Origin of the sequence: Bradyrhizobium zhanjiangense (assembly GCF_004114935.1) — a bacterium.
GTDB classification, from domain to species: Bacteria; Pseudomonadota; Alphaproteobacteria; order Rhizobiales; family Xanthobacteraceae; genus Bradyrhizobium; species Bradyrhizobium zhanjiangense.
Genome location: NZ_CP022221.1, coordinates 4,994,632 through 5,017,614, shown reverse-complemented (window position 1 = coordinate 5,017,614; position 22,983 = coordinate 4,994,632). Strand labels below are relative to the sequence as shown.

Sequence of the window (22,983 nt, the reverse complement as noted above, 5' to 3'; positions counted from 1 at the left end):
TTCTCAGCCAGACGCCCGCCTCCCTGATCTCAGCCGAATGCAATCCCCCGCCCGATAATTTCGGGATCGTTCCCAACGATCGGTGTATGCTCTGACGTCTTCCTCACCTCCTCCGAGTATCCAAGAGCTGCTGAAGCTCAACCACAACCGCCGACACTATCTCCACTTCCCCGGATCTCGGACTTGTCCCCACCTGGAGTATTCCATCAGACCGCTCCACCACCTCAGCTGGACACTCTCGGGTGATCCGGTCTCGGCGGACTAGACAAACGTTTGTATCACCGCGTCATCCCGCGATGGCGCGGGCCGATTCCAGCACCGCGATCTGCTCCGGCGAAACGCCCCAGTCCGCGAGCGCCTGCCGGGTATCGCGACCCGGCGGCGGCGGCGGTGTGTGAAGCGCAGACGGTGTGCGCGAGAATCGCGGCGCCGGGCTCGGGTGCCGAACCCCATCGAACATGGCGTAGGCGCTTCGCGCCTGCATCTGCGGATGCGCGGGCGCCTCGTCGATGGTTAAGACCGGCGCGAGACAGGCGTCGCGCCCCATCGCAGCGGCGACCCATTCGTCGCGCGTTCGCCGGGCGAAGATCTCTGCGAAGCGCTGGCGCATCTGCGGCCAGGATGCGCGGTCGTTCTGGTCGGGCAGTTCCCCTGCCCTGAGTCCCATCACGTTCAACAGATTGGCATAAAAATGCGGCTCGATCGCGCCGACAGCAATGAACTTGCCGTCCCTGGTCGCGTAGCTGCCGTAGAAGGGTGCGCCGCCGTCGACGATATTGTCGGCGCGCCGCTCAGTCCAGCTGCCCTGCTGGCGGAACGCCTGGAACGCCGACATCAGATGCGTCACGCCGTCGATCATGGCGACGTCGATGGTCTGTCCTTTGCCCGATTGCCGCGCCTCCATGGTCGCGGCAAGCAGGCCGACCGTGAGATAGAGCGCGCCGCCTCCGAGGTCCGCAACGAGATTGAGCGGGGGCGGCGGCGGGCGGTCCGCGTCTCCGAGGCAATGCAGTGCGCCGGTCAGTGCAAGATAATTGATGTCATGCCCCGCCTCCTGCGACATCGGCCCTTGCTGCCCCCAGCCGGTCATGCGTGCATAGACCAGACGCGGGTTCACGGCATGGCAGGCGTCGGGCCCAAGGCCAAGCCGTTCCATCACCGAGGGCCTGAAGCCCTCGGTCAGCGCATCGGCCTGCGCGACGAGTTGCAGCACCGTTGCGACGGCTTGCGGCTGCTTGAGATCCAGCGCGACCGAACGCTTATTGCGGTTGTAAAAGTCGAACCGCGCCGGCAGGTCCGGTTCGACGCCCGGCCGAGGAACGCGATCGATCCGCAGCACGTCCGCACCGAGATCGCCAAGCAGCGCGCCGGCAAAGGGAGCCGGGCCGATCCCGCCCATCTCGACGATGCGAAAGCCATGCAACGGTCCGGTCAAGACGACATCTCCTCTGATGGGAACTCTCAGCGGTGGAAGCGCACGACGTCATCCATCGGGGCCCGGTCGGCGCGCGCCGCATTGGCCTTGACGTCGATATCCTCATAGCCAAACGAGATACCGAACAGCAGTTTTTGATGACCGGGAATTCCAAGCTGCGCGCGAACAATGTCCGGAAACAATCCGAGCGCGCCCTGCGCGCAGGAGGCGATGCCGCGGGCGATGAACGCGAGCATCAGGGTTTGCGCGTACATGCCGATATCAGTGGCCTCGCGCGTATCGAACGGCTCGGGCATGAAGATGAAGACGGCGTGGGCGCATCGAAGAAGGCGTGGTTGCGGACATAGGCCAGCTTGCGCCCGACCGCGTCGCTTCGCGCCACACCCATCGCGCCATAAAGCGCCTGCGCGGCACCGACCTGCCGTTCGCGATAGACTCCCGTGAACTTGCCGTCGGCCGGCCAATCCGGCTTGATCGGCTCGTCGCGCATTCCCGCCGCAACGAGCGCGTCACGAAGCCGTTTGAGCCTGTCTCCCGACACCACGTGAGGGACCCACGGCTGCACGTTGCAGTTCGATGGCGACCATTGCGCCAGCGCGAAGACCTCGCGAAGGATCGCCTCGGGCACCTCGCGGGATAAGAAGCCGCGCACGGAACGTCGCCGGCGGATCGCTTCATCGACGCTCATCGACGGTCGTTCCAGCATGCTCATGACTCGCTCTCGATCAGGGCCATCCCCCGCGTCGCGTAAGCGCGGGCGAGCCGTCGTCCCACATTGCCGGCATCGGGCAGGACGTTGTTGCCGAGATCGCCGCGTGCCGCCACGCCGGCACTTCCGACCGCACCGCGGAACATCGCAAAGACCTGGTGAAAGACCGTCAGGCGCTCGGTCGCACCAGACAGCTGGTAATAAAGTTCGAGGTAATCCCGCTCGCGCGGGATGCCCATGTCGTCGAGCGGCAGGCCGAGCAGTCCGCCGTTCTCGTCCGGCGCCATGCGCCACGCCTGGCTGTTGAAGGCGAGATCGACAAGCGGATGGCCCAGGGTCGACAATTCCCAATCCAGGACGCCGACCACATGTGGCTCGGTCGGATGAAACACCAGATTTCCCATGCGGAAATCGCCGTGGCACAGCGCCAGGCCTTCGCTTTCCGGCACACGCTCGGAGAGCCAGCGCACCATCCTGTCGAGTGCCGGGTTATCGTCGTCGCCGCGGCGGTACTCGATCCACAGCTTCGACCAGCGGCTGAGCTGGCGAGCGAAATAGTTTCCGGGCTTGCCGAAGTCGGCGAGCCCGACTGCCCGGAAGTCGAGCTTGTGGATCGCGGCCAGCGCGGCACACATTGAGCGATAGCATGCAAATCGCTCGTCGCGCGTGAAACCGGGTAACGCGTAGTCGTGGACCACGCGTCCCTCCAGCCATTCCATGAGATAGAAGGGCGTCCCGAGGACGTCACGATCCTCACAGTAGCGATACGGTTTCGGCGTCGGCGCGGCATTCTCCTGAAGCGCCGTCAACACGCGATATTCGCGATCAATGGCATGGGCCGACGGCATCAGCACATTGTTCGGCTGCTTGCGCAGGACCGCACGCCAATCGCCGCGCGTCACGAAATAGGTGGGGTTCGACATTCCCCCACTGGTTCGCGTCACGCGTGTCGCTTCGCTTGCGCCCAGCCAATCCTTCAAATAGGCTTCGAGCCTGTGAAGGTCGAAATCCAGGCTGCCGTCACTCGCCGGCCCGGTCATCGCAATCAGCTCGCGCCCTTGCCGCTGAAGCCGAACAGATACTGCGCCACGCGCCGCATCTGCACCTCCTCCGTTCCCTCCGTGATGCGGTAACGGCGGTGGTGCCGATAGATGTGCTCGAAAGGCATGGCGCGGCTGTAGCCCATGCCGCCATGCACCTGCATCGCACGGTCCGCGGCCTCGCAGCACAACCGGTTGGCACGGAAGTTACAGATCGAGACCATATCGCTGATCGTCAGCGGATTCTGGCGATCCATCTGCCACGCCGTGCGGAAGATGAAGTTGCGCAGCATCTGATAGTCCGCCCAGAGCTCGACGAGCGGAAACTGCACGGCCTGCTTCTTGGCCAGCGGCTCGCCAAACGCGACGCGCGATCTGGCGTATTTGACCGCCTCCTGGATGCAATAGCGTGCTGCGCCGGCACTGGCCGCGGCCTGACGGATGCGGTTCTCATGCACAAAGCGCTGCGCGACGACGAGCCCTTCGCCCTCTCTGTGCAGAATCGCGCTGTCCGGCACGCGCACATTGACGAGCTCCGTTTCCGCGTGATCGCTCGGCATGTTGAAGGTCCAGTGATTGTAGAGCACGTTGTGGCCGGGCGTGCTGGTCGGCACGACGAAGGCGGTAATGCCCTTGGCCTCGCCCGGCTTGCCCGAGGTGCGGGCGAACACCAGATTGGCATGGGCGCGCGCGACCTGACTGTTCCATCGCTTGCGGCCGTTGATGACCCAATGGTTTCCGTCGCGCACGCCGATGGTCTCGAGCCATGTCGCGTCACTGCCGTGTCCCGGCTCGGTCAGGCCGAACGACAGATGCTTCTTTCCTGTGATGATGCCTTCGATATAGGTCTTCTGCTCTTCGGTCCCATAGTCGGCCAGCGCCGGAATGATCGGAAAATTGCCGACGATCGACGATTCGTCCTGCAAGTCGTTGTGCAGACCCAGCCCCTTGGCCGCCAGATGCTCGCGGATCGCGGCGATCGCCAGATTCGAGGCGCCCTGCCCGCCGCATGATTTCGGCAGGCCGTAGCGCAGATGCCCTGCCTTGTCGGCGCGGCGCTCCATCTCGCCGATCAGCGCCCGCCATTCATCGCGGGGACGGCCGTCATTGTCCCAGTCGGTCCGCGCGTTCTCGCGGCGGTGGTCGAAGAACTTGATATTGTCCCGTTCGAGCGGCTTGATCTCCGCTTCGATGAACGCGTCAAGCTCGGCCAGCTTGTCGGTGATCTCCTTCGGGAGTTCGAAATCCACGGCGCCTCTCCTGTCTCTGTTCTTGTTGGGCCGCCCGATCGGCTAGAGCGCGATCCGGCCGTAGGGATGGGTGCTGCTGACACCGCCGTCGACGGACAGCAACTGGCCGTCGACATATGAGGAGTCGTCACTTGCCAGGAACGCCGCGGCGGCCGCGATTTCCTCGGCGTGGCCCGGCCGCTTCAGCGGCGTGACGTGGCCGAGCTTGGATTCGATGCCTCGCGCGCGGGCGTCCTCAAAAACCTTGCGGGTCAGCTGGGTCTCGACGAGCCCCGGCAGCACCGCATTGACGCGCACGCCCGTGCCGGAAAAGGCGTTCGCCGCCGTCTGTGCCAGATTGTTCACCGCCGCCTTGCTTGCACTATAGGAGATCGCGCCTGCATTGGCGCGCAGCGAGGCGGCGGACGACGTCAGGATAATCGAGCCATAGCCCTGCGCGGTCATATGGCGTCCCGCATATTTGATGGCGAGGAAGCAGCTGATCGTATTGATGCGGTAGACCTCCGACCATTCCTCCACCGTTTGCTCCAGCAACGGCGTATTGGTCCCGGTAACCCCGATATTGGCGAAGAAGATCTCCAGCCCACCGAATTCAAATACGCAACGGGACACGATCGCGGCCACATTCTCCTCGACCGCAGCATCAGTGATCATGGCGGATGCGATGCCGCCCTCGTCCCGGATCGCCGACGCAGTCTCTTCAGCATTGCCGGCGCGGCCGACCACGAGGACGGATGCACCTTCGCGCGCGAAGCGGATGGCGCTGGCGCGACCGATCCCGCTTCCGCCGCCGGTAACGACCGCGCGCTTGCCTTCGAGCCGCTTCATGCGCCTTCTCCTATTTTGCAGGAACGGTCCAGCCGCCGTCGGCAGTGATGACCGCGCCTTGGATGTAGCTGGCATCGTCGCTCGCAAGGAACGCCGCGAGCGACGCGATCTCCTCGGGCTGGCCGAAGCGCCCGCTGGGCATCTCGGCCTGACGCGCCGCAATCGTTGCCTCGTCGAACTGTGCGATCGAGGCCGGCGTTCCGATCATGCCCGGCGCGATCACGTTGACTCGGATGTTCTTGGCGGCGAGCTCGATCGCCGAGGCGCGCGAGAGGCCGACGACGCCGGCTTTTAGCGCGGAATAGGCGATGGAATCCTTGGCCGGATGAAACGCCGACACCGAGCTCAGATTCACGATTGCTCCGCCACCGCGCCGCTCCATCTGCGGCACCACCGCCTGCGTCGCCCAGATCAGGCCATGCACGCCGACGGCAAACATCCGCTCCACCGTCTCGACAGCGATCTCGGCGAGCGGCTCGAAGCGCGCGAACACGGCATTGTTGACGAGCACCGCGACCGGCGCATCGAATTCGCGCTCGACGCAGGCAAACAGCGCGTGAACGTCATCGCGACGGCCGACATCGACCTCGTATCCCCTGGCCTCGAATCCCATGTCCGTCAGTCTGCCCACCGCGGGCTCCAGCCGCTTTGCGCTGATATCGACACAGGCGACGCGGCCGCCCTCGCGGCCGAAGCGCTCGGCAATGGAAAAACCGATGCCGCGCGCCGCGCCCGTGACGACGCAGACTCGATCCTTGAGACGGGCGCTCATGCGCTGGCCTTGCGAGGCGGCTCGGCGAACGCCCTAGCAATCTCGCGGAGTTGATATTTCTGCACCTTGCCGGCCGGCGTCTTTGGCAGTTCGGCGACGATTTCAAGACGCTCGGGCCAATACTGCTTGGCGACCTTGTGCTCGGCCATGTGAGCCTGCACGCCGGCCAGATCGAGCGTCATGCCGGGACGCAGCACGACGAAGGCGCAAGCCCGCTCTCCGAGCCGTGGATCCGGATAGCCAACGATCGCCACGGACAGCACGGCGGGAAGCTTGAACATCAGGTTTTCGATGTCCAGGACGGGGATGTTTTCCCCGCCGCGAATGATGATGTCCTTGATCCGGCCGTCGATCCGGATGTAGCCCTCGTCGTCCATATAAGCTATGTCGCCGGTATCGAACCAGCCCTCGGCATCGAACGGCTCCATATCCTCGCGCTTGTAGTAGCCGAGGAACATCTGCGCGCCACGGACCTTGAGCAGACCGCGCTCGCCGACCGCGGCCGGAGAGCCGTCCATGCGCAAGACCTTCACCGCGACGCCCTCGACCGGACGTCCGTCGGTCTTAGAGGATTTTTCCAGCGCACGCTCCGGCTCGGTCAACGTGCTCGCGAGCGACTCGGTCATGCCCCAGAGCGAGCAGACCTTGAGATCGAGCTCCCGATAGGCGCGATCTATCAGCGCCGGCGGGATCGGCGCGCCCGCGCAGAGGAACTTGCGCAGCTCGGCTGGCTTCGCCACGCCGGCCGCAACGGCCTCGCACATGTCGGCCAGGAACGTCGCCGCGCCAGCGGAATAGGTGACACCCTCCTTGGCCATGATCGAGACGCCGCGCTTCGGCTCCCAGACGTCCTGGAAGATCACGGTCGCACCGATCTTCAAGCCGAGCAGCATGCCGGCGGCAAAGCCGGTCATGTGGCCGAGCGGCGAGCAGACCAGCATGGTATCGCCGGCGTCGAGGCCGAAACGCCCGGCAAGTCCGATGCAGCAGCCCATCAGCGTGTTGAGGCAATGCATGACGCCCTTCGGCGAGCCTGTCGTTCCCGACGTGAACATCAGCACGGCCATCCGGTCGGCGGGCAGCGCGCCGATCTCACCGACCGGCGGCGGACCGAGACGCTCGCTGCCGGACAGCAAGGCCTGCTCGAAGCTGTTGGGCCCCTTGCCGTCGACGATGATGACGTGTGCAAGCTTCGGCAGGCGCGGCTGCAGCGAGAGCGCCATCGCCTCATGATCGAACCCGCGGAAGAGTTTTGGCACCACCAGCAGCTTCGTCTCGGCAAAGCCGAGCATGTAGCCGAGCTCGTGCTCGCGGAAGATCGGCATCAGTGGATTGACAACCGCGCCGACCCGGAATGCCGCCAGCGCAATCACCGCGAATTCCCACCAGTTCGGCAACTGGACCGACACGACATCGCCCGGAGCGATGCCGAGACGGCGTAGCGCCGCCGCCGCGCGCGAAATCATGTCACCCAGCTCTGCGTAGGTCAGGCGCTTCGGCGCGTCACGATCGGCACGATCCGCCAACAACGCGAGCTTGTTGGGCGTGGCGGCGATCGCCTGCTGCAGGAACTCGTCAAAACTCTTGTCGATCCAGAAACCGCCGGCACGCATCGCGCGCGCATGCGCCGCGGGATCGAAGCGATTCTCGCTCATGACGTTGCCTCCATGACGATGGATCGATGCACTTGACGGCATGTTAGTGCGCTAGTGTATTATATTTGAAGTGAACTGCAACACCAAATCAGGCCGGTAATTTTATCTCTAGCGGTGCACTGCGCTTGACGCTTCGTGAGCTAGTGCATCACTTTTGCGGTGCGACCGGAAGCAGGGAGGAGACCATGAAGGCGGCAGTGCTGGAACGGCGCGGACCGGACGGCGTGTCCTGGCGCGATTTCCCCGATCCGACACCGGCTGCGGGCGAGTCGCTGCTCAAGGTGGCCGCATCCTCGGTCAATCGCGTCGATCTCTACATGCGCGACAATGGCGGCGGCATCACCCACACACTGCCGCAGGTGATGGGGGTCGAGGCTGCCGGGGAGATCGTCGAGGCCGCGCCCGGCAGCGGCCTGAAGCCGGGCATGAAGGCGGTGCTCTTCTCCGAGGCGTTTTGCGGCAGGTGCCGATACTGCCTGGCCGGCGACCAGCCGCTTTGCGAGAACGTCAAGATCATGGGCGAGCATCGCAACGGCGGCTTCGCCGACTACATTGCGATGCCCAGCGCCTGCTTCTTTCCCCTGCCTGATGATGCTGATCTGGTGGCGGCGGGTGCGCTGATGACGGGCCATCTCACGGCCTGGCGGATGCTGTTCGGCAAGCGCGCCTTGCAGCCCGGAGAAAGCGTCATGATCGTCGGCATCGGTGGCGGCGTCGCGGTAGCCTGCCTGCAACTTGCAAAGCTCGTCGGCGCCCGCGTCTTCGTCACCTCTTCGAGCGACGCCAAGATCGCCAGGGCCCTCGCGATGGGCGCGGATGGCGGCGTCAACTATCGGAACGACAAGGTGTCGGCCGCTGTCCAGCAGATGAGCGGCGGCGGTGTCGACATGGTGATCGACAGCGTCGGCGAAGCCAGCTGGGGTGAATCGCTGCGTTCCTTGCGTCGTGGCGGCCGGCTGGTCACCTGCGGTGCCACGACTGGCTCGAATCCACCGGCCGATCTGCAGCGCGTATTCATCCGCCAGCTCGAGATCTATGGCTCGACGGGTGGCAGCATCGCGGAGTTCCGCCAGGTGCTCGATGTGTTCAATCGCGGTTTGGTCCGGCCGGTGATCGACTCGTCGTTCCGGATGGCAGACGCTCCTGCGGCGCTTGCCCGTCTCGCCTCCGGGGCGCAGTTTGGCAAGGTGTCGCTCGTGGCCTAGATTTGGGCTCACGAGCGACATGAGATCGATAGCGTCGGTGCATCACATCTTGCAGGCGGGATCGACGGGCGGGATGATGTCCTGTCCCGGCTCGATTTTCTTGATCTGGTACATCGGCTTGCCCTCCGGACCCATCACGATCTGGCTGATCGCCATTCGCCGCGCAACCTGATGGTCAGCTGCACGGATCTCGACATCGCCGAGCACCGTTTCGGTTTTCAAGCCGGACAGCGCGGCGCGAACCGCGTTGATGTCGGTCGAGTTCGCTTTCTGAAGCCCGGCGGCAATCAGCTGAATGGCGGCGTATTGATCGGCGCTGGTGTAGGGCGGAAGCTCGCCGTTGTATTTCTCCTTGTACGCCTTCACGAAGGCTTCGGCCTGCGCGCCGGGGAAGCCGGCCACGAAACCGATATTCTGATAGACGCCGAGCACGGTCTCGCCCTGCGCCGCCAGGGTCTGCGGGATCACGAAGGAGTTGCCCAGCACCATCTTGTACTTCTTGAACAGCCCGAACTGCTGCTGCTGCTTGGCGAGGTTGATCGCGTCGCTGCCGAAGATCGTCACGAACAGGCCGTCGGCCGGGTCCGCACCCAACTCCGAAATCTTGGCCCCGAAATCCGGCGTCCCGTTTGGCGAGAACAGGGTTTTTCCGATCGTTCCGCCCTGCGAGGTCACCAGCGCCTTGAACTTGTCCGCGGAGTCGCGTCCGGCGGCGTAGTCGACCGCGATGATGTCCCATTTCTTGATGCCCTGATCTTTCAGGAATTCCCTGAACGTCCCCATGATCATGGAGTCGTTGGCATTGACCCGAAAGTAGTTCGGCGAGCAGTTCTTTCCGGTCAGTCCGTCGGCATTGGCCATCACCTCCAGCATCAAAGCCTTCAGCGCCGGAAGCTTGGCCTGAAGCGCAGGCGTGACAGCGGACGTGTCCATGCCGGTGATGAACATTGCCCCCTCCTTCTGGACGGCGCGGGTGGCGCCGTCCACCGCCGTATCAGGCGTGCCGGGATAGGAAATGAAGGTCGCCTCCAGCTTCTTGCCCGCCGCGCCACCTGCGGCGTTGATCTGCTCGATCGCGAGGTTGACGGCCTTGACCTGGGTGTCCTTCAGGCCGGCGAGCGGTCCGCTATCGATCAGGAGAACGCCGATCTTCACCGTGTCCTCGGCCGAGGCTGCGGTCGCGGCGGCGACGGCCATCGTTGCGCCGATGGTCGCCGCGCGCAGCATGCCGAAAGCCAGCCGCATGGATGATTTTTTCATGTTCCTCCCTCCTTCGTTGATCCCGCTTTTGAGCTAGAGTGCCATGAGCGTCTGGTTCTCCGGCCTGCCAATGGCGCCGATCGCCCCCGAACCGACAACCTCGCCCTTTGCAAGAATGACGAACCGGTCAGTCGCGCGCTTGACGAGATTGAGATGCTGCTCGACCACGAGTACGCCGGTCCCGGCACCGCGAATCCTGTTGAGCGTGTCCACCAACCCATCGATCAGAACGGGAGAAAGGCCTTCCGATGGCTCATCGAGCAGAATGAGGCTCGGGTTGGCCATCAGGGCGCGGCCGATCGCCAGCATCTGCTGCTGGCCGCCGCTCAGCATCGTGCCCAGCCGATCGGCGCGCTCCTCGAGCACCGGGAACAGCTCATAGACGGTCTTCAGCGTCCAGTACCCTGCCCTGCCGGTCGATCGACCCAGCAGCAGGTTCTCCTTCACGGTCAGGTTCGGCAGGACGCGCCGTCCTTGCGGCGCGATCGCTATACCGAGCTTGGCAGCCGTATAGCCCGGCAGGGCATCGATCCGGCGGTCGCGAACCCAGATCTCGCCGGACGAGATATTCGTCTCGCGAAAGACCGACAGCAGCAGCGTCGACTTGCCGGCGCCGTTGCGGCCGACCAACGCCACCGACTCGCCCTCTTCGACCGTCAGGTCGATGCCGCGCAGCACGGTCGAGGCGCCATAGCCGGCGAACAGCGAGTGGATCCGCAGCGCGCTCATGCCGCGGTCCCCAGATACGCCGCGATGACGCGATGGTCAGCGCGGATTGTTTCAGGCGTCCCCGTGGCAAGGTGCCGTCCGAGATCGAGCACGGTGACCATGCCGCAGCAGGCGAACACCGCGTCGACGTCATGCTCAACCACGACGGCCGCGATCCTGCGCTCGCGGACGAGATCGCGCACATGCTCGAACAGGCGCAACGTCTCCGTGGCCGAGAGACCGGCGCCCGGCTCGTCCATCAAGAGAAGGCGGGGACGCCCGATCAGGGCCAGCGCGACGTCGACCCGCCGCTGCACGCCATAGGCGATGCGCCCGGCTTTCTGGTCGAGATAGCCGCCGAGATCCATGACCTCAATGACGTCGCCGACCCGGTCGTCGCCGAGATGTTGCGCAACGAGCTGCAGCTGCTCGTGCACGGTCAGATCCTGGAAGATACTGGTGCGCTGGAATGATCGCGCCATGCCTTGCCGACGGCGCCAGGCGACCGAATGCCGCGTGATATCCTCGCCGCAATACCGAACTCGGCCGGAGGTCGGACGCCGTCGGCCGCAGATCGCATCAAGCAGCGTGGACTTGCCGGCGCCATTCGGACCGATGATGCCGTGGAGCAGGCCATTACCGCGGATCTCGAGATCGACATCGGTCAACGCCCGCACCGAGCCATAGCTCACCGACAGTTTTTCGATCGTGAGCATGTCAGGACGCCTCCCGCCACGAGCCGAGCCGCTTCGAAAGGCCGGACAGCCCGCCGACGACACCACGCGGGAACACGACAATGAATACGACGATCGCAACACCGGTCAGAAGCTGCGTGAGCCCGCGCGCGCCAAACTCGTCCTGCGCAAAGGAGAAGATCAGCCCGCCGAGAATCGGGCCGAGCGAACCGGAGATGCCACCGATCAGCGCGGCGACCAGCGTATTGGTGCTGACGAACAGCCCCAGACTCTCCGGCGAGACGAAACCGGCATTGAGCACATGCAGGAATCCAGCGATCGCAGCCACGATATTCACGAGCACATACCCGATCAGCCTTGGCAGGAAGGTATTGAAGCCCGAGAAGCGCATGCGTTCCTCGTTCTCCCTGATGGCGCGGAGTACCGCGCCGAGACGGGAACGTGCGATGGCCCAGAATGTCAGTCCGACCAGGACGGTGACGACCCAGGCCAGCGACCAGAATTGCGCGGGATCGGCAAAGCGAACCGCGTCGATGCCGAGGACCGTTCCGGTGGTCCGAACAACCAGCCCGTCTGCCCCTCCGGTATAGTCGCGCAATCCCTCGAGCAGAACGGCATGACTGATCATTTCGCCGGCGGCGAGCGTCAGCATCATGAAGGCGAGCGGATTGGTCCTGACGATCAATGCGCCGAGCACGGCGGAATAGGCAAGAAGGATCAGGAACGCGACGCATAGCGCCGCAGTCGGCGTCAAGCCCCAATCGCTCATGCCGATCGCAAACAGATATCCGGCGCCGCCGTAGATACTGGCCGCGCCGAGCGCAACGAGGCCGGCCTGGTTCATCAGGAAGGCGACGCTGAGCGCGAGCAAGCCCAGCAGGAGGCCTTCGCTGCCAAGTCGAAGCACGAAATCGCTGGCGAAATAGGTCGGGACGACGGCACCGGCGCCAAGCCCGATCAGGCCGACCACAATGGCGAGCGAAAGCCGCGGCAACGGGCCGCCGACCGTCGCCGTCGCAGATGCATGCAGGTCGTCGGTCATCGTGCCGTTGCTCAACTCAGCACCCTCCCGCGTCCGATGCCACCCGGCGCGATCAGCAGCACGACCATCAGCAGGATGTAGGGCACCAGCGCCGCAAGATTTGGCAGAAACACCGAACCTGCGACCTGAACGAAGCCGAACAGCAAGGCTGCTATGATTGCGCCGCCGATGCTCCCGGTGCCGCCGATCACGACGATGATCAGGCAGTTCACGATCATCACGACGTCCATTCCAGGATCGACCGACAAATAGGGTCCGGCCAGCACGCCCGCGATGCCGGCGAACGCCGTGCTGAGGCTGGTCACCAGCAGGCTCAGGCGGTCGGCGTTGATGCCCATCATGCGCGCGACCGACGGATCCTGACTGACCGCGCGGACATACAGCCCCGACGCCGTCCATCGCAGCCACAAGGCGAGCAGCGCGCAGGACCCGAGCCCCATCACGATCAGGAAGAGACGATAGACCGGATAGGACAGGTGCAGGATGGTCACGGAGCCGGACAGGATTTTCGGCGCATCGACGCTGCGAGCCTCGCCGCCGTAGAGGTAGATGATGATCTGGCCGAGGATGATGCCCAGGCCCAAGGTGACCAGCGCGACTTCGATATGCGAGCGTCGCTGCAGCGGCCGTAGCGCCAGATATTCGAAGGCTATTCCGACAAGCGCCAGCAGGATCGGAACGAGCAGCAGCGCCAGCCAGAATCCACCGACGAGAGCAATCGTGTAGCCGAGATAGGCGCCGAGCATGTAGATCGCGCCGTGGCCGAAATTGATGACGTCGCGCAGGCCGTAGATCAAGGCGAGCCCGCTCGACAGCATGATCAGTAATGACGCAAGCGCCAGCGAATTCGCGATCAGCAGCGCGATCATGGCAGCGGTCTCCTGCCCGGGTGCATTCCGCAACGGCATGCGGCCGTCCGATGCGCCAGCCTGCGCGCTTGACCTCGCAAAGGGCCCTCCTGCCATTGCCCGGCCCCCGCAGCGGGTTTCAATCGCGCTCCGTGCCGGCCTTCAGCATTTCCCCGTCCTGTCGGACGACCTCGAGTTCGACGCTCGATTAGTACACTGGTTTATCATATACTAGTGTTCGCCGCAAATCCAAATCGGGACCCTTCGCTGCGGCATCTCGTGCACAGCGGCGTCTCGTCAGAGGCGCGCGACCACTACCGGAGCCCCCTATGGACCTTGATCATGTCGTCGCCCGGCGCTTCGCGCCGATCCACCAAACCTACGATTGGCGCGATTCCGCCCTTTACGCGCTCGGCCTTGGCATGGGCGACGATCCGCTGGACGAGGACGAATTGGCCTATGTGTACGAAGGCCGCGATCAACGCGCCGTGCCCAGCATGAGCGTGACGCTCGGCTGGCCGCCGCTGTGGATCGCCGAGCCCAAAACGGGGATTGCCTGGACCAAGGCCCTGCATGGCGAGCAGCGCCTCACGCTGCATCGCCCGCTTCCGGTCAGCGCATCCATCCGCGCCGAGCACCGTGTCAGCGCGGTCGAAGACAAGGGACGGACGCGCGGCGCCCTCCTCTATTTCGATACCGAGCTGTTCGACGCCGCCAGCGGCGAGCGACTGGCAACCCTTCGGGCGACGGAATTCCTGCGCGGCGACGGCGGCTGCGGCAACTACGGTTTGCCGCCCGCCGCGATTGCGCCGATTGGTAGCGACGGAAGACCCAGCGCCAGCATCGCCTATCGAACGCCGTACCAGGCCGCCTTGCTGTATCGCCTTGTCAGCCGCGACTACATGCCAATCCACGCCGACCCGGCGGTGGCTCGCGAGGCCGGCTTGGACCGCCCGATCTCGCACGGCCTTAACACGCTGGGCCTCGCCTGCCGCGCCATCTTGAAGCGTTACGCTTCGGGTCGTCCCGAGCTGATCGACGCGATGGCAGCACGATTTGTCGCGCCCGCATTTCCCGGCGACACGATCCGGATCGACATGTTCGAGGAAGGCGATGTCATCAGGTTCAGGGCGTGGGCGGCGGAGCGGCACACTATGGTGATCGATCCCGGCGAATGCCGGCTAACGGCGGCCTGATAGGCCGCCGGTCCCCTTTCGTCGACGCCGATCAGCTGCGCAACGAATCCAGATCGGCCATCGCCGTCGAGATTCGCTCAATCATCGCGAGCGTCGTCGCCTCCGACTGCATGGCCGGCAACAAAGGCGAATGGCACAACGTAATCGTCCACATCAGGAGCGCATGCACCATCTGCTGCCGATAGTTGAGGAAACTTCGGTCGAAGTCTGGCCTGGTCCCCGTCAATGCGGCGAACCGGTCGAGATAGCGACGGAGCAGGTCCTTCTCCCAGTTGCGGCGGTCGTCCGGTGTCAGCGCCGCCGTCACGGCATAGGAAAAGTCCCGCGACCAGTGACCGCGGGCAAGGCACTGCCAATCGCATAGGCCCATCTTCCCCGCCCCCGTGCGGTACCAATTGCCGATATGCACGTCGGAATGGATCAGTCCCTGCGGCTCGTTGTCGTGGACAGCAAGCGCTTGCACAGCCGCCGGCCAGACCGCGTCACGCTGCGCGAGCACGCTCTTCGGGATGACATGCGCGGCAGCATCGAACGCCTTTCGGGTGTAGTGCTCGAGGCTCATCTTTTCCGCGCCGATGGTGAACCAGCGCGGATAGCTGGCAACCCACGGATACCGTGCCGAAAGCTCGCTATCGCCGTAGAAGCGCGCATGCAGCGCGGCAAGAACATCGACCATGTCCTCAGCCATCTCGCGGTCAACGTAGGTCTTGTAGTTGCAAAAGGTCGCCGATTTGGTTGCGACCATGTCCTCCAGGAGAAGAATCGAGGCGTAGGTCTGGCGATCGAACGCCGCGTGATAGCCGATCGGCGCCTCGATCTCAAGCTGCGGCCGCAGCTGCATGTAGAAGCGGCCCTCGACCCGCGCGGTGCCATTGAAGCCGCCGATCATGCGTGTGACGACGCTCGGCAGCGACTTCGTGAACATCGACCGCGGCAAGCCTGCGCGCTGGCCCGCGTCGTTGTACCTGACGATCAACTGGTGGCGTTCGTGCGTCCCGGCGCTCGCAGGCTTCACCACGACGTCGGTGACGACAGCGCCGGGACTTCTTTGACAGAGCACGGCGGTCAGCCACTCCGGCGTGACGGCCCCGGGCGAGCACGGAACATCCTCCGCGCGGCGGGCCTTCGGCCGCATCAGACGTTCGAAGGCGACGCGCCCGCCAATCTTCAGCGCGGCCAGTGCCATTGCGCCCGAGGCAGCCATGTTCCCTCCCTTCGCCGGCGAGCGGTCGCACAGCTTGCGACGCGCCCGACATTTCGTACGCTTACGTACTATCTGAACCACAATCGCGGTGGCGTCAAGGCGAAGGTCGCGCCGAAATGCGGATCACCAGCCGGCGGTCTCCTAGTTGCAGCGCGATACATTCCGAGGGGCGCAGCGACTGGCACAATCCGCATTTTCGACTTCCAAGATATCGTACTATAGTGTACTGATTTTCGCATGTAAAACAAGAAGCGATATGGGAGCCGGCATGAGAACTTCGATTTTGGTCAGCGCTTCGATCCTGTTCCTATCCGGCGCGGCATTCGAGGCCGGCGCCGCCGAAGAGCAATATGGCCCAGGTGTTACCGACACCGAGATCAAGATCGGCCAGACCGTCCCCTATAGCGGGCCGGCATCGGCCTTCTCGAGCTATGGCCGCGTGATGACCGGCTATTTCCAGATGCTGAATGAGGCGGGTGGAATCAACGGCAGGAAAGTCAACCTGTTCTCCCTCGACAACGCGTTCAGCCCGCCCAAGGCCATCGAACAGACCCGCAAGCTGATCGATGACGACGGCGTTCTGGCCGAGGTCGGGACCGTGGGCACCGTGCCCAACGTAGCCGTTCAAAAATATCTCAACCAGAACAAGGTGCCCCAGGTCTTCATCTCGGCCGGCGGCCGCCGCTTCAACGACCCCCGGAGCTTCCCATGGACTGTGCCGTTCTACCCGCCGTTCGAGATGGAGGGCGCCACCTTCGGCAAGTTCATTCTCAAGAAGATGCCGAACGCCAGGATCGCCGTGCTCTACCAGAACGACGACTACGGCAAGGACTACCTTACCGGCCTCAAGGCCGGCCTGGGCTCTGATGGTCAGGCGAAGATCGTGGCGGAAGCCTCCTACGAGCTCAGCTATCCGACGATCGATTCCGAGATCCTCAAGCTCAAGGCCGCGGGCGCCGATACGCTGGTCTATTTCACGACGCCGAAATTTGCGGCCCAGGGGATCAAGAAGGCGAACGAGATAAACTGGAAGCCGGTGCAGTTCCTGGCCAGCCCCGTCAACTCGATCCAGGGCGTGCTGACGCCTGCCGGGCTCGACAACGTCCAGGGCGCCTATACGACCCAATTCGCCAAGCAGGCCAACGATCCCGCCTGGGCCGAGGATGCAGAGGTGAAGGACTACGTCGCCTTCATGAAGAAATGGGCCCCGAACGACAGCCCGAACGACTTCATTGCGCTGTCCGGCTACATCAATGCGCAGGCCATCGCAAAAGGCCTGCAGCGATGCGGTGACAATCTGACCCGCGAGAACCTGCTCGCGCAGGCGACAAGCTTCAACAAGGAGCGTGTCGGCATGCTCCTTCCGGGAATCGAGCTCACCAATTCCAAGGAGAACTATGCCCCCTACCGCTCCTTGCGCATGGCAATCTTCGACAAGACGTCCTGGAAGCTGCTCGACGAGTAGGGTGGCGATGGCCTGCCGGGTACGCCCGGCAGGCGTAAACGGCAGAACAAAGCGAACGGAGACCTTCGTTGACCATCAAAGGTAAGGCATACATAGCCGGGATCTATGAGCACCCAACTCGGCACGCGCCGGACAAATCCACCGCACAACTCCATGCCGAGGTCGCCAAGGGCACGATCGAGGATGCCGGGCTTACCAAGGACGACATCGACGGCTACTTCTTCTCCGGCGATGCGCCGGGCGGCGCCTGGCCGATGGTCGATTATCTCGGGTTGAAGGTACGTCACGTCGACGGCACGGATACCGGCGGCTGCTCCTACATCATCCATCTCGGGCACGCGGCCGAGGCGATCGCGGCCGGAAAATGTTCGATTGCGCTCATCACGCTTGCGGGCAAGCCGCGCACCGGTCCCGCGCAGGTGCGTGCCCCGGGCGCCGAGGCCGATTTCGAGACCGCCTATGGCGCAACCACCCACAACGCCTACGGCATGTGCGCCATGCGCCACATGCACGACTATGGCACCACAAGCGAGCAGCTCGCCTGGATCAAGGTCGCTGCCTCCCATCACGCGCAATACAATCCGCATGCGATGCTGAAAGACGTCGTCACCGTCGAGGATGTCGTTAACTCGCCAATGATTTCCGATCCGCTGCACAGGCTCGACTGCTGCGTCGTCACGGACGGCGGCGGCGCGCTTATCGTGACCACGCCAGAGATCGCCAAGAGCCTGAAGAAGCCTTTAGTGCGCCTGATCGGCCATGGTGAGGCAATGAAGGGTCCCCGTGGCGGTAAGGATCTCGATCTCACTTGCTCCGCCGGCGTCTGGTCCGGCCCGCGCGCCTTCGAGGAGGCCGGCATCACGCCGAAGGACATCAAATACGCCTCGATCTATGACAGCTTCACCATCACGGTGTTGATGCAGCTCGAGGACCTCGGCTTCTGCAAGAAGGGCGAGGGCGGCAAGTTCGTCGCCGATGGCAACCTGATCTCCGGTGTCGGCAGGCTGCCGTTCAACACCGACGGTGGTGGCCTGTGCAGCAACCATCCCGTCAACCGCGGCGGCATGACCAAGATCATCGAGGCCGTCAGGCAGTTGCGCGGCGAGGCGCATCCGAAGGTGCAGGTCAAGAACTGCGATCTCGCCATCGCCCACGGCACCGGCGGCCTGCTTGGCGTCCGCCACGCCGCCTCGACGGCCATTCTGGAGCGCGTGTGATGAGTGAAGCGAAAAAATATCCGGCCCCGACGACCAATCCCGAGACCACGCCGTTCTGGGAGGCCGCGAAGGCGGGCAAGTTCCTGATCAAGCGCTGCACCGCCTGTGGCGAAGCGCACTACTTCCCGCGCGCGATCTGTCCGTTCTGCTTCTCCGACAAGACGGTGTGGGAGGAGTCTTCGGGCGAGGGCGCGATCTACACCTACAGCCTGATGCGGAAGTCGCCGACCGGGCCTTATGCGATCGGCTACGTCACGCTGAAGGAGGGCCCGTCGCTCCAGACCAATTTCGTCGATTGCGATCTCACGACGCTGAAGATCGGCCAGAAGGTGAAGGTGGTGTTTAAGCCCACGGATGGCGCGCCGCTGCCGTTCTTCACGCCGGCCTGACTTCTTCCCTTCTCCCTTTGTGGGAGAAGGTGGCGCGAAGCGCCGGATGAGGGGTCTGTCTCCGCGTAGGGATTTTCGATGCGGAGCCAACCCCTCACCCAAGGAGCTTGTTGCGCAGCTCTCGCTGCCCTCTCCCACAAGGGGAGAGGGCACAACGACCGTATCTTCGCTCGCGGATGTAGCTTCCGGCACGCGCCGTTGTCAGCTCACGATCTCCTCGCGGCGCAGCTCGGCGATGCTCGCGGCGCAAAGACCCATGTCCTTCAGCACGTCGTCTGTGTGCTGCCCGAGAGTCGGCGGCGGCAGGCCGGGGCTGCGCTCTTCTCCGACAAACGTCACGGGATGGCCGACGCAATTCAACCGCCCCGCTGCAGGATGATCATATTGCATGATGAGCTTGTCGGCCTTTGTATGCGGATGGTCGAGAAGTTGCGCCAGCGTGTTGATCGGCGAGCAGGGAATGCCGACCTCGTTCAGCGCTGCGTTCCAATGCTCGACGGTCTTGGTCGCGATCACCGCCTGGACGTGGCGCAATGTTTCGCCACGGTGCTTGACCCGATCGGCGTTGGTTCTGAATTTCGGGTCATCCACGATCCCGTTCAGGCCCGCGACTGCGCAGAACTTGCGCCAAAGGTTGTCGTTGGCCACGCCGATCATGATCGGTCCGTCCGCGGCCTCGAAGGCTTGATACGGGCATAGGGACTCATGGCTCGAGCCACACTTGGCCGGCTGCGTTCCCCGCTCCCAGAACGTCTGGAGATTGTAGCCGAGAAGCCCCAGAGCCGTGTCGAACAGCGACACCTGGATCGCCGCTCCCCTGCCCGACTTCTCTCGCGCAAACAGGCTCGCAAGTATGCCGCTGAAAGCATGAACGCCGGTCATCTGGTCGATCGGTGAAATCGGGCTGCGGATATGGCCGCCGCCCTCGTCGCCAGTCATGGACATGATGCCGCTGAACGCCTGCAAGATCACATCATAGCCGGGCGAATTCCTGAGAGGACCCGTCCGGCCAAAGCCGGAGATGCTGCAATGGACCAATCGATCGTTCAGCGCGCACAGGCTCGCGGCATCGATTCCCAACCGCTCGGCAACGCCCGTACCGAAGCTTTCGATCGCGACATCGGCGGACTTGGCGAGCTCGTGCACGAGCTTGCGCCCCTTGTCGGACTTCATGTTGATCGCAATGCTGCGCTTGTTGCGATTGGCACTCAGAAACACCGTGCCTAGCCCGGGCGCAGGAAATGGCGGCCACCCCCGCGTCTCATCCCCCTGCCCTACAGCTTCGACCTTGATCACCTCGGCGCCGAGATCACCGAGATATTGCGCGCACAGCGGGCCTGCGAGCACCTTCGACAGATCGAGAACCTTGATACCTTCAAGAGGTCTGGACACGACTATTTCTCCTTCCTGAGGCGCCGACTACTTCAGCTTCGCGGCAAAGAGGCCACCGAGATAGGCGGGAAAGCCCGCCTGCGTGACCAGGACATAGTCCGCAGCGCGCCGCTCGGACTCATCAAGTTGGGATCGCCAGCCCGCGGCAGCGACCTCGGCATCCGCCAGCCGCGCGCGTAGCAGCTCCTTGCCCCAGGTCCTCGGCTCGTCGTCATGCCAATAGACGGCGCCCGCGACACGTCCATCGAACTCGACCTTGCGCGTCTGCTCGACCCGGAAGCCCGCTCGCGCAAATGCCTCCGACAGCTCCTTGCCACGCTCCGACTGGACGCCGAGCACGTTCGAGACGGAAGCCACGGCTTCGGTGATCTTGGGGTTCATTCCCTTCTTCTTCAGCCGCTCATGATCGAGCCGGCCAAGGAACAATGTCCTAATCATGTTGCGCGGTTCCCGCCGCTGGATCAGCTTTGCGAAGATCTGCATCTCCGTCCGGATGGCCGTATCGAAGTCCTGCGGGAGCCCGTGCTCGACGCAGTCGAGAATGGCGGAGAGAGCCGGATAGTGACCGAGCGTCTCGGCCAGCATCTTGCTTCGTTTCTCTCCGATGGTCGCGCTCACGCGCTCCGCATCCGGGGCCCGCCAATTCGGCCGATCCCAGGGCTGCGTGGCCTGCGGTCGCGACAGCACCCAGCGCTCGGCGGCAGCGACTTCCTCGCCTGGCGCTACCAATTCATGCGCAAGTCCGGCTGCGATGGCCGCCTGCCCGGCGAGCCGCGCACCTTCGAGCAACACGGGTAGCGCCGCCTCCATCCCGATCAGCCGCGGCAATCGCTGGGTTCCGCCGCCCCCTGGCAGCAATCCAACGAGTGATTCCGGCAAGCCGAACGTTGCTTGCGGGTGGTCGACAATCACCCGGCGATGCGCCGCCAGTGCAAATTCGCAGCCGCCGCCCAGGGCGAGGCCGGCGATTGCCACCGCGACCGGCTTGCCGGCCGTCTCGAGCTTGCGCAGACCATGGCTCAATCGAAAGAAATGATCGAACGCAAGACGATCGCGCTCGCCGGACGGCGCCGCCATGATCATGTCGTAGGCCGTTTCCAGCTCGGCCAGATCCGCGCCTGCGCAGAAGGCGGACGATTTGCCGGAACGGATGACGACGCCCGCCACATCGCTTTGCCTGAGCCAGTCCGCAAACCGGCCAAGCTCCTCGATTGCCGCATTCGAGAACACGTTCATCGATCGTCCCGGCATGTCAAAGATGAGGTGCAGGACGCGCTGCTCCGACACTTCGATGCGAAACTGCTTCAGCTCCGGCCCGACGGTCATCGTTCCCTCTCTCTTTCGGTTACCGTTCATTGGTGTACGATCGCACTTGCATGTCTGTCTTTTCGGGTTGTCTGCCCAAACCAAATACTGTACACTAGCAAACTAAATCAGACAGGAAGCACTTTGACAATGATCGAGCGCACGATCTTCCGCGAGGAACACGAGATTTTCCGGCAGACGGTCCGCCGCTTCGTCGAGCGCGAAATCGTGCCCTTTCACGCCCAGTGGGAAGAGGACGGCATCGTCCCGCGAGATTTATGGTTGAAAGCCGGCGCGGCCGGCCTTCTCTGCTGCACCGTGCCCGAGGAATATGGCGGCATGGGCCTCGACTACCTTTTCGATGTCGTCGTGTTCGAAGAGCTCTGGCGGGCCGGCGCCAGCGGTCCCGGCTTTCTCATCCACACCGACCTGGTCGCCACCTACCTTCTGTCCTTCGGAAGCGAGGCTCAGAAGCGCAAATGGCTGCCCAAGATGGTATCCGGCGAAGCCATCGGCTCGCTGGGCATGACGGAACCTCACGCCGGCAGTGACCTCAAGGCGATCCGCACCCGCGCTGCGCGCGACGGCGACGACTTCGTCATCAACGGCCAGAAGGTCTTCATCTCCAACGGCCAGCTTTGTGACTTCATCGTGCTCGCGACCAAGACCGACGGCCAGGCCGGCGCGAAGGGCGTGACCCTGTTCATCGTCGAGAGCAACCGGCCCGGTTTCAAGCGCGGCCGAAATCTGGAAAAGCTCGGCATGAGGGCGCAAGATACCTCCGAGCTGTTCTTCGACAATGTCCGCATTCCCGCCAGCAACATGCTCGGCGCGGAAGGCCGGGGCTTTGCGCAGATGATGACAAAACTATCGCAGGAGCGTCTGGCTCAGGCCATCCGGTCGGCGACCGTTGCCGAGACCGTGATCGACTGGACCCTGCAATATACCTCCGAACGAAGCGCCTTCGGCCAGAAGCTCGCCGACTTCCAGAACACGCAGTTCAAGCTGGCCGAGCTCAGGACCAAGGCCGCCGTCGCGCGTGTCTTCACCGACAAGTGCATAGCCCTGTTCATGGAAGGGAAGCTCGATCCCGTCGACGCCGCCATGGCCAAGATGTTCACGTCCGAGCTGCACTGCGAGACCGTTGACGAGTGCCTGCAACTCTTCGGCGGCTGGGGCTATATGTGGGAATATCCGATCGCCAGGGCTTATGCCGACGCGCGCGTGGTGAAGATCGCCGGCGGCTCGATCGAGATCATGAAGACGATCATCGCGCGCCAAATGTACTCGCAGCGCGGATACGACATCCAGAAGAACGGGTCGGCCGCATAGCCCCCTCGCCTTCGACCAATCGAAGGCCGCCAAAGA

The 22,983-nt window shown here is 63.8% G+C and carries 22 protein-coding genes; 6 read left to right on the top strand and 16 right to left on the bottom strand.

The genetic code is table 11. The features are described from left to right. Positions 1–286: 286 nt before the first annotated feature. From XH85_RS24025 to XH85_RS23995, 8 genes are read right to left on the bottom strand one after another with little or no spacing between them, the layout of a single operon-like run. Positions 287–1,435: a CaiB/BaiF CoA transferase family protein gene (locus tag XH85_RS24025; RefSeq protein ID WP_128933775.1), complete on the bottom strand. Its 1,149-nt coding sequence runs from the start codon at positions 1,433–1,435 to the stop codon at positions 287–289. A 26-nt stretch (positions 1,436–1,461) separates the two neighbouring features. After that, positions 1,462–1,731 carry a nitroreductase family protein gene (locus tag XH85_RS48110; protein ID WP_420837851.1) on the bottom strand — a complete coding sequence of 90 codons (270 nt, stop codon included), beginning with the start codon at positions 1,729–1,731 and terminating at the stop codon, positions 1,462–1,464. Next, positions 1,671–2,147, bottom strand: a complete 477-nt coding sequence (locus tag XH85_RS48105) for a nitroreductase family protein (RefSeq protein ID WP_208758053.1) — start codon at positions 2,145–2,147, stop codon at positions 1,671–1,673. The genes XH85_RS48110 and XH85_RS48105 overlap by 61 nt, the downstream gene beginning before the upstream one ends. Continuing rightward, positions 2,144–3,184: a phosphotransferase family protein gene (locus XH85_RS24015; protein ID WP_128933774.1), complete on the bottom strand. Its 1,041-nt coding sequence runs from the start codon at positions 3,182–3,184 to the stop codon at positions 2,144–2,146. Before XH85_RS24015 ends, XH85_RS48105 begins: the two co-directional genes overlap by 4 nt. A gap of 5 nt (positions 3,185–3,189) precedes the next feature. Next, a complete protein-coding gene (locus XH85_RS24010; RefSeq protein ID WP_128933773.1) occupies positions 3,190–4,434 on the bottom strand; it encodes an acyl-CoA dehydrogenase family protein in 1,245 nt (414 codons plus the stop codon). A gap of 42 nt (positions 4,435–4,476) precedes the next feature. Continuing rightward, positions 4,477–5,262, bottom strand: a complete 786-nt coding sequence (locus XH85_RS24005; RefSeq protein WP_128933772.1) for an SDR family NAD(P)-dependent oxidoreductase — start codon at positions 5,260–5,262, stop codon at positions 4,477–4,479. 10 nt (positions 5,263–5,272) lie between these two features. Next, on the bottom strand, positions 5,273–6,034 hold the full coding sequence (locus tag XH85_RS24000) for an SDR family NAD(P)-dependent oxidoreductase (RefSeq protein WP_128933771.1): 762 nt from the start codon (positions 6,032–6,034) through the stop codon (positions 5,273–5,275). Then, a complete protein-coding gene (locus tag XH85_RS23995; RefSeq protein WP_128933770.1) occupies positions 6,031–7,689 on the bottom strand; it encodes an AMP-binding protein in 1,659 nt (552 codons plus the stop codon). Before XH85_RS23995 ends, XH85_RS24000 begins: the two co-directional genes overlap by 4 nt. Positions 7,690–7,874: 185 nt before the next feature. Between XH85_RS23995 and XH85_RS23990 the strand changes: the two genes are divergently transcribed. After that, complete coding sequence (locus XH85_RS23990) at positions 7,875–8,894, top strand: zinc-binding dehydrogenase (protein ID WP_128933769.1); 1,020 nt, start codon at positions 7,875–7,877, stop codon at positions 8,892–8,894. A 42-nt stretch (positions 8,895–8,936) separates the two neighbouring features. Here XH85_RS23990 and XH85_RS23985 read toward each other — a convergent pair whose 3' ends face one another. Genes XH85_RS23985 through XH85_RS23965 form a run of 5 tightly spaced genes read right to left on the bottom strand, consistent with a single transcriptional unit; the run spans position 8,937 to position 13,468 of the window. After that, positions 8,937–10,154: an ABC transporter substrate-binding protein gene (locus XH85_RS23985; protein WP_128933768.1), complete on the bottom strand. Its 1,218-nt coding sequence runs from the start codon at positions 10,152–10,154 to the stop codon at positions 8,937–8,939. A 33-nt stretch (positions 10,155–10,187) separates the two neighbouring features. After that, the gene (locus XH85_RS23980; RefSeq protein ID WP_128933767.1) at positions 10,188–10,883 is read right to left on the bottom strand and encodes an ABC transporter ATP-binding protein; all 696 of its coding nucleotides are present in this window, start codon (positions 10,881–10,883) and stop codon (positions 10,188–10,190) included. Next, a complete protein-coding gene (locus XH85_RS23975) occupies positions 10,880–11,578 on the bottom strand; it encodes an ABC transporter ATP-binding protein (RefSeq protein ID WP_128933766.1) in 699 nt (232 codons plus the stop codon). Before XH85_RS23975 ends, XH85_RS23980 begins: the two co-directional genes overlap by 4 nt. 1 nt (position 11,579) lies before the next feature. After that, positions 11,580–12,614 (bottom strand): branched-chain amino acid ABC transporter permease, encoded by a 1,035-nt coding sequence (locus XH85_RS23970; RefSeq protein WP_128933765.1) that lies wholly within the window; start codon positions 12,612–12,614, stop codon positions 11,580–11,582. Then, positions 12,611–13,468, bottom strand: coding sequence for a branched-chain amino acid ABC transporter permease (locus XH85_RS23965; RefSeq protein ID WP_164940826.1), 858 nt, complete (start codon positions 13,466–13,468; stop codon positions 12,611–12,613). Before XH85_RS23965 ends, XH85_RS23970 begins: the two co-directional genes overlap by 4 nt. 308 nt (positions 13,469–13,776) lie before the next feature. Between XH85_RS23965 and XH85_RS23960 the strand changes: the two genes are divergently transcribed. Next, positions 13,777–14,643: a MaoC/PaaZ C-terminal domain-containing protein gene (locus XH85_RS23960; RefSeq protein WP_128933763.1), complete on the top strand. Its 867-nt coding sequence runs from the start codon at positions 13,777–13,779 to the stop codon at positions 14,641–14,643. Between the two features lie 31 nt (positions 14,644–14,674). On the opposite strand, the gene XH85_RS23955 is transcribed toward XH85_RS23960, so the two are convergent. Further along, on the bottom strand, positions 14,675–15,847 hold the full coding sequence (locus tag XH85_RS23955) for an aminoglycoside phosphotransferase family protein (protein WP_128933762.1): 1,173 nt from the start codon (positions 15,845–15,847) through the stop codon (positions 14,675–14,677). Positions 15,848–16,115: 268 nt separating this feature from the next. Between XH85_RS23955 and XH85_RS23950 the strand changes: the two genes are divergently transcribed. The 3 genes from XH85_RS23950 (at position 16,116) to XH85_RS23940 (ending at position 18,918) form a co-directional block, all read left to right on the top strand. Next, a complete protein-coding gene (locus tag XH85_RS23950; RefSeq protein ID WP_128933761.1) occupies positions 16,116–17,312 on the top strand; it encodes an ABC transporter substrate-binding protein in 1,197 nt (398 codons plus the stop codon). Between the two features lie 68 nt (positions 17,313–17,380). Next, positions 17,381–18,529, top strand: a complete 1,149-nt coding sequence (locus XH85_RS23945) for a thiolase domain-containing protein (protein ID WP_128933760.1) — start codon at positions 17,381–17,383, stop codon at positions 18,527–18,529. Beyond that, complete coding sequence (locus XH85_RS23940; RefSeq protein ID WP_128933759.1) at positions 18,529–18,918, top strand: Zn-ribbon domain-containing OB-fold protein; 390 nt, start codon at positions 18,529–18,531, stop codon at positions 18,916–18,918. The genes XH85_RS23945 and XH85_RS23940 overlap by 1 nt, the downstream gene beginning before the upstream one ends. Before the next feature lie 201 nt (positions 18,919–19,119). Here XH85_RS23940 and XH85_RS23930 read toward each other — a convergent pair whose 3' ends face one another. Together XH85_RS23930 and XH85_RS23925 are read right to left on the bottom strand one after the other, a co-directional pair. Continuing rightward, a complete protein-coding gene (locus XH85_RS23930; protein WP_128933758.1) occupies positions 19,120–20,310 on the bottom strand; it encodes a CaiB/BaiF CoA transferase family protein in 1,191 nt (396 codons plus the stop codon). A 27-nt stretch (positions 20,311–20,337) separates the two neighbouring features. Further along, positions 20,338–21,636 (bottom strand): enoyl-CoA hydratase-related protein, encoded by a 1,299-nt coding sequence (locus XH85_RS23925; RefSeq protein ID WP_164940072.1) that lies wholly within the window; start codon positions 21,634–21,636, stop codon positions 20,338–20,340. 129 nt (positions 21,637–21,765) lie between these two features. Between XH85_RS23925 and XH85_RS23920 the strand changes: the two genes are divergently transcribed. Further along, positions 21,766–22,947 (top strand): acyl-CoA dehydrogenase family protein, encoded by a 1,182-nt coding sequence (locus XH85_RS23920; RefSeq protein ID WP_128933756.1) that lies wholly within the window; start codon positions 21,766–21,768, stop codon positions 22,945–22,947. Positions 22,948–22,983: the final 36 nt, after the last annotated feature.

What these genes read in the sequence shown, in the direction of transcription:
- XH85_RS48110 (WP_420837851.1), bottom strand. Translation starts at nt 1,731, where the DNA reads ATGCCCGAGCCGTTCGATACGCGCGAGGCCACTGATATCGGCATGTAC.
- XH85_RS48105 (WP_208758053.1), bottom strand. Translation starts at nt 2,147, where the DNA reads ATGAGCATGCTGGAACGACCGTCGATGAGCGTCGATGAAGCGATCCGC.
- XH85_RS24015 (WP_128933774.1), bottom strand. Translation starts at nt 3,184, where the DNA reads ATGACCGGGCCGGCGAGTGACGGCAGCCTGGATTTCGACCTTCACAGG.
- XH85_RS24005 (WP_128933772.1), bottom strand. Translation starts at nt 5,262, where the DNA reads ATGAAGCGGCTCGAAGGCAAGCGCGCGGTCGTTACCGGCGGCGGAAGC.
- XH85_RS24000 (WP_128933771.1), bottom strand. Translation starts at nt 6,034, where the DNA reads ATGAGCGCCCGTCTCAAGGATCGAGTCTGCGTCGTCACGGGCGCGGCG.
- XH85_RS23995 (WP_128933770.1), bottom strand. Translation starts at nt 7,689, where the DNA reads ATGAGCGAGAATCGCTTCGATCCCGCGGCGCATGCGCGCGCGATGCGT.
- XH85_RS23990 (WP_128933769.1), top strand. Translation starts at nt 7,875, where the DNA reads ATGAAGGCGGCAGTGCTGGAACGGCGCGGACCGGACGGCGTGTCCTGG.
- XH85_RS23985 (WP_128933768.1), bottom strand. Translation starts at nt 10,154, where the DNA reads ATGAAAAAATCATCCATGCGGCTGGCTTTCGGCATGCTGCGCGCGGCG.
- XH85_RS23980 (WP_128933767.1), bottom strand. Translation starts at nt 10,883, where the DNA reads ATGAGCGCGCTGCGGATCCACTCGCTGTTCGCCGGCTATGGCGCCTCG.
- XH85_RS23975 (WP_128933766.1), bottom strand. Translation starts at nt 11,578, where the DNA reads ATGCTCACGATCGAAAAACTGTCGGTGAGCTATGGCTCGGTGCGGGCG.
- XH85_RS23965 (WP_164940826.1), bottom strand. Translation starts at nt 13,468, where the DNA reads ATGATCGCGCTGCTGATCGCGAATTCGCTGGCGCTTGCGTCATTACTG.
- XH85_RS23960 (WP_128933763.1), top strand. Translation starts at nt 13,777, where the DNA reads ATGGACCTTGATCATGTCGTCGCCCGGCGCTTCGCGCCGATCCACCAA.
- XH85_RS23955 (WP_128933762.1), bottom strand. Translation starts at nt 15,847, where the DNA reads ATGGCTGCCTCGGGCGCAATGGCACTGGCCGCGCTGAAGATTGGCGGG.
- XH85_RS23950 (WP_128933761.1), top strand. Translation starts at nt 16,116, where the DNA reads ATGAGAACTTCGATTTTGGTCAGCGCTTCGATCCTGTTCCTATCCGGC.
- XH85_RS23940 (WP_128933759.1), top strand. Translation starts at nt 18,529, where the DNA reads ATGAGTGAAGCGAAAAAATATCCGGCCCCGACGACCAATCCCGAGACC.
- XH85_RS23925 (WP_164940072.1), bottom strand. Translation starts at nt 21,636, where the DNA reads ATGACCGTCGGGCCGGAGCTGAAGCAGTTTCGCATCGAAGTGTCGGAG.
- XH85_RS23920 (WP_128933756.1), top strand. Translation starts at nt 21,766, where the DNA reads ATGATCGAGCGCACGATCTTCCGCGAGGAACACGAGATTTTCCGGCAG.